This is a genomic window from Fibrobacter sp., assembly GCF_017551775.1.
Taxonomy (GTDB): Bacteria; Fibrobacterota; Fibrobacteria; order Fibrobacterales; family Fibrobacteraceae; genus Fibrobacter.
In genome coordinates this window covers 1-3,463 of record NZ_JAFZKX010000053.1, presented here as the reverse complement: position 1 = coordinate 3,463, position 3,463 = coordinate 1, and the positions used below count along the sequence as shown (strand labels likewise).

Below are 3,463 nucleotides of genomic sequence, written 5' to 3'. Positions count from 1 at the left end.
TCGCGTTCAGGCTCTCGCTGAGGGAGCTCGTGAAGGCGGACTCAAATTCTAGTGAGGTACACTTTGGAACGCGAAGCTCAAGTTTCTGAATTTGAAGACAAGGTTGTACACATCAACCGTTGCGCAAAGACCGTCAAGGGCGGCCGTCGCATGTCCTTCTCCGCTCTCGTTGTCGTCGGCAACAAGAACGGCAAGGTCGGTGTCGGTCTCGGCAAGGCTAAGGAAGTTTCCGAAGCTATCCGCAAGGGTACCGAAGCTGCCCAGCGCAATATCGTCGAAGTCCAGCTCCTCGACGGCACCATCCCGCACGACATCGAAGTGAAGAGCGGTTCTACACGCCTCCTCCTCATGCCGGCTGCTCCGGGTACTGGCGTTATCGCCGGTGCTGCCGCCCGTGCTGTTCTCGAACTCGCCGGTGTGCGCAACATCCTCACCAAGATTCACGGTTCCTCCAACCCGAGCACTGTCGTCAGCGCTTGCCTGGAAGGCCTGAAGTCCCAGATGAACAAACAGGACTGCGCCAAGCTGCGTGGTTTTGAAGCCTAAGGAGTAATACACAATGAAGAAAGTTCGTATTACTTTGATCAAGGGTACCGTCCGCCGCCTTCCGGTGCACCGCGCCAACGTGGCCGCTCTCGGTCTCCGCAAGATCGGTCAATCTGTTGAACATAATTTGACCCCCAGCATCCAGGGCATGATCAATGCCGTGGCTGACATGGTGAAGGTCGAGGAGATCTAATAATGGAACTCAATACTCTCAATCCTGGCAAGGCCAAGGTCGTCAAGCGCAAGCGTATCGGCCGCGGTCCGGGTTCCGGTTGGGGCACCACCGCTGGCCGTGGTCAGAAGGGTGCTGGTGCTCGTAAGAGCGCCAAGGCTGGTCGTGTCGCTTTCGAAGGCGGCCAGATGCCTATCCACCGCCGCATCCCGAAGCGCGGTTTCAAGCATGCCGGTATCGAATTCCAGATCGTGAACCTCAAGCGTCTCGCTTCTGCCAACGTGGCCGAATTCGACGCCAAGGTCCTCTTCGATCTCGGGTTCATCCGTAACATCGAAAAGCCCGTTAAGGTTCTCGCCTTCGGTGCTATCGACAAGGCAATCAATGTAAAGGTTAACGCCATCAGCGAAAAGGCCAAGTCCCTTATCGAAGCTGCTGGCGGCAAAGTCGAGATCGTCTAATGGAAGCTCTCAAGAAAGCCATAGATGCGTTCGTCAATGCGTTCAAGATCGGGGACCTGCGTAAGAAGTTGCTCTTTACGCTCGGCGTCCTCGTCGTCTACCGCATTGGTGCGCACATCACTATCCCCGGAGTAAACGCCGCGGTCCTCGCGGAATACTTCAAGAGTTCGAACAACTTGTTCGGCATGTACGACTCCTTCACTGGCGGTGCGTTTGCGAAAGCGACCGTGTTCGCCTTGGGTATTATGCCTTACATCAGCGCATCCATCATTATCCAGTTGATGGGTTCGGTGATCCCGGCTATCCAGATGCTCCAGAAGGAAGGCCAAGAAGGCCGCGCCAGGCTGAACCAGTATACCCGTTACTTTACGGTGGCTCTCGCCGCCTTGCAGGGATGGGGCATTTCTGTGTGGCTTTCCAACCTGAAAGTCGGTGCAGTCTCCGCTCTTGCGGACGACTTCGCCTCCGGCGCAGGTAACATCGGCTTCCGTCTACTTGCTACCCTGACCTTCACCGCCGGTACGATTTTCGTGATGTACCTGGGCGAACAGATTACTTCGCACGGTGTAGGTAACGGTATTTCTCTTATTATCTTCGCCGGTATCGTCGGAAGCTTCCCGCGAGCTTTCCTTGCCGAAGTGGAAATGTTGAAGGAAGGCATCCATCCGCTCGCCATCGAGATCTTCATCTTGGCGATTGTGATTGCGATTGTCGGATTCATCGTTTTCGTGGAGCAGGCGAACCGTCGCATTCCACTCCAAAGTCCTCGTAGGACTGTCGGAAACAAGGTCATGGGCGGCCAGTCCAGCTACTTGCCCTTCAAGGTCAATACCGCTGGCGTGATCCCCGTGATTTTCGCTTCGTGCATCATGTTCATTCCGGCCATGATCGCGTCGTGGTTCCCGAACGTTTCTGCGATGCAGTCTTTCGCCGCAGCGTTCATTCCAGGTCACATTTCTTACAGTGTGATTGACGCGCTGCTTATCATATTCTTCACCTTCTTCTACACGGCAATCCAGTACAACCCGAACGACATTGCCGAAAACCTGAAGAAGTCTGGTGGATTTATCCCGGGTGTGCGTCCGGGTAAGCAGACGGCGGAATACATAGACCACATTTTGACCCGAATTTCTCTTCCGGGCTCGCTGTTCCTCGCTTTTATCAGCGTCGGACCGCTTCACCTGAAAGACGCGCTCAATATGAGTTTCTATATTGGGGGCACCTCGGTACTTATCGTGGTCGGTGTGGCGCTGGATACGCTTCGTCAGCTCGAAGCCCAGTTGCATACCAAGAATTATGAAGGTTTCTTGAAGCATGGCCGCATCCGCGGCAGGATGGCATCTTAGTGGCTAAGGAAGAAGGCATACAAGTTGAAGGCGTCGTTCTGGAAGCGCTCCCGAACGCGTTCTTCCGTGTCCAACTCGGAAATGGTCACGAGATCCTCGCTCATGTTTCAGGAAAGATGCGTCGGCATTTCATCCGAATTTTGCCGGACGACAAAGTGTTGGTTGAGATTTCTCCCTACGACCTCAATCGTGGAAGAATCACTTACCGTTACAAGTAATAGGTATTCAAAAGAAGGTCAAACCTATGAAACTCAAAGCCTCCATCAAACCCAGATGTGAAAACTGCAAGATCATCCGTCGTAAGGGTGTATTGCGCATCATCTGTTCGAAGAACCCCCGTCACAAGCAGAAGCAGGGATAAGGAGATCGTATGGCACGTATAGCTGGTGTCGATTTGCCGAAGAACAAGACTGTCGAGTACGGTCTCACGGCGATCTATGGTGTCGGTCTGTTCACCGCAAACAAGGTCTGTGCTCAGCTGGGCATCGACAAGAACAAGAAGTGCGATGACCTCACCGAAGAAGAACAAGGTAAGATTCGTCATCTCCTCGAAGACGAATACTCCGTGGAAGGTCAGCTCCGCGCGGAAGTTACCCTGAACATCAAGCGTCTCTTGGATATCGGTTGCTACCGTGGTATCCGCCACCGCAAGGGCCTGCCGGTCCGCGGTCAGCGTTCCCGTACCAACGCCCGTACCCGCAAGGGCCCCAAGAAGACTGTGGCTAACAAGAAGAAGTAAGGAGATTCGTCGTGGCTGAAGAAGAAATCAAGGAAACCGCTGCCGCTGCTGAAGCTCCGGCCGCAGCCGCTACTGAAGAAGTTAAGGTCAAGAAGGGCAAGAAGCGTATTGACATCCAGGGCATCGCCTGCGTCAACGCCACCTTCAACAACACAATCGTCTCTATCACCGACGCTCGTGGCAACGTCGTCGCTTGGGG

At 54.3% G+C, this 3,463-nt stretch carries 8 protein-coding genes; all 8 read left to right on the top strand.

The features are described from left to right. Window positions 1-63 precede the first annotated feature (63 nt). Window positions 64-546, top strand: coding sequence for a 30S ribosomal protein S5 (rpsE, locus tag IK012_RS06305; RefSeq protein WP_290952016.1), 483 nt, complete (start codon window positions 64-66; stop codon window positions 544-546). Window positions 547-559: 13 nt separating this feature from the next. Beyond that, window positions 560-739, top strand: a complete 180-nt coding sequence (gene rpmD, locus IK012_RS06300; RefSeq protein WP_173384493.1) for a 50S ribosomal protein L30 — start codon at window positions 560-562, stop codon at window positions 737-739. 2 nt (window positions 740-741) lie between these two features. Beyond that, window positions 742-1,179 (top strand): 50S ribosomal protein L15, encoded by a 438-nt coding sequence (gene rplO / locus IK012_RS06295; RefSeq protein ID WP_173384492.1) that lies wholly within the window; start codon window positions 742-744, stop codon window positions 1,177-1,179. Next, window positions 1,179-2,525 (top strand): preprotein translocase subunit SecY, encoded by a 1,347-nt coding sequence (gene secY / locus IK012_RS06290; protein WP_173384491.1) that lies wholly within the window; start codon window positions 1,179-1,181, stop codon window positions 2,523-2,525. The genes rplO and secY overlap by 1 nt, the downstream gene beginning before the upstream one ends. Then, entirely contained in the window at window positions 2,525-2,743 is a 219-nt protein-coding gene (infA, locus tag IK012_RS06285; protein ID WP_014546098.1) for a translation initiation factor IF-1, read from the top strand. Before secY ends, infA begins: the two co-directional genes overlap by 1 nt. 26 nt (window positions 2,744-2,769) lie before the next feature. Beyond that, window positions 2,770-2,886: a 50S ribosomal protein L36 gene (rpmJ, locus tag IK012_RS06280; protein WP_088639011.1), complete on the top strand. Its 117-nt coding sequence runs from the start codon at window positions 2,770-2,772 to the stop codon at window positions 2,884-2,886. Window positions 2,887-2,895: 9 nt separating this feature from the next. Continuing rightward, window positions 2,896-3,264, top strand: a complete 369-nt coding sequence (gene rpsM / locus IK012_RS06275) for a 30S ribosomal protein S13 (RefSeq protein ID WP_072807559.1) — start codon at window positions 2,896-2,898, stop codon at window positions 3,262-3,264. 11 nt (window positions 3,265-3,275) lie between these two features. Then, window positions 3,276-3,463: 30S ribosomal protein S11 (gene rpsK, locus IK012_RS06270; protein WP_290952009.1), on the top strand; the 188-nt coding region annotated here is incomplete at its 3' end.

Coding starts and splice junctions, on each gene's coding strand:
- rpmD (WP_173384493.1), top strand. CDS start 560: ATGAAGAAAGTTCGTATTACTTTGATCAAGGGTACCGTCCGCCGCCTT.
- rplO (WP_173384492.1), top strand. CDS start 742: ATGGAACTCAATACTCTCAATCCTGGCAAGGCCAAGGTCGTCAAGCGC.
- secY (WP_173384491.1), top strand. CDS start 1,179: ATGGAAGCTCTCAAGAAAGCCATAGATGCGTTCGTCAATGCGTTCAAG.
- rpmJ (WP_088639011.1), top strand. CDS start 2,770: ATGAAACTCAAAGCCTCCATCAAACCCAGATGTGAAAACTGCAAGATC.
- rpsM (WP_072807559.1), top strand. CDS start 2,896: ATGGCACGTATAGCTGGTGTCGATTTGCCGAAGAACAAGACTGTCGAG.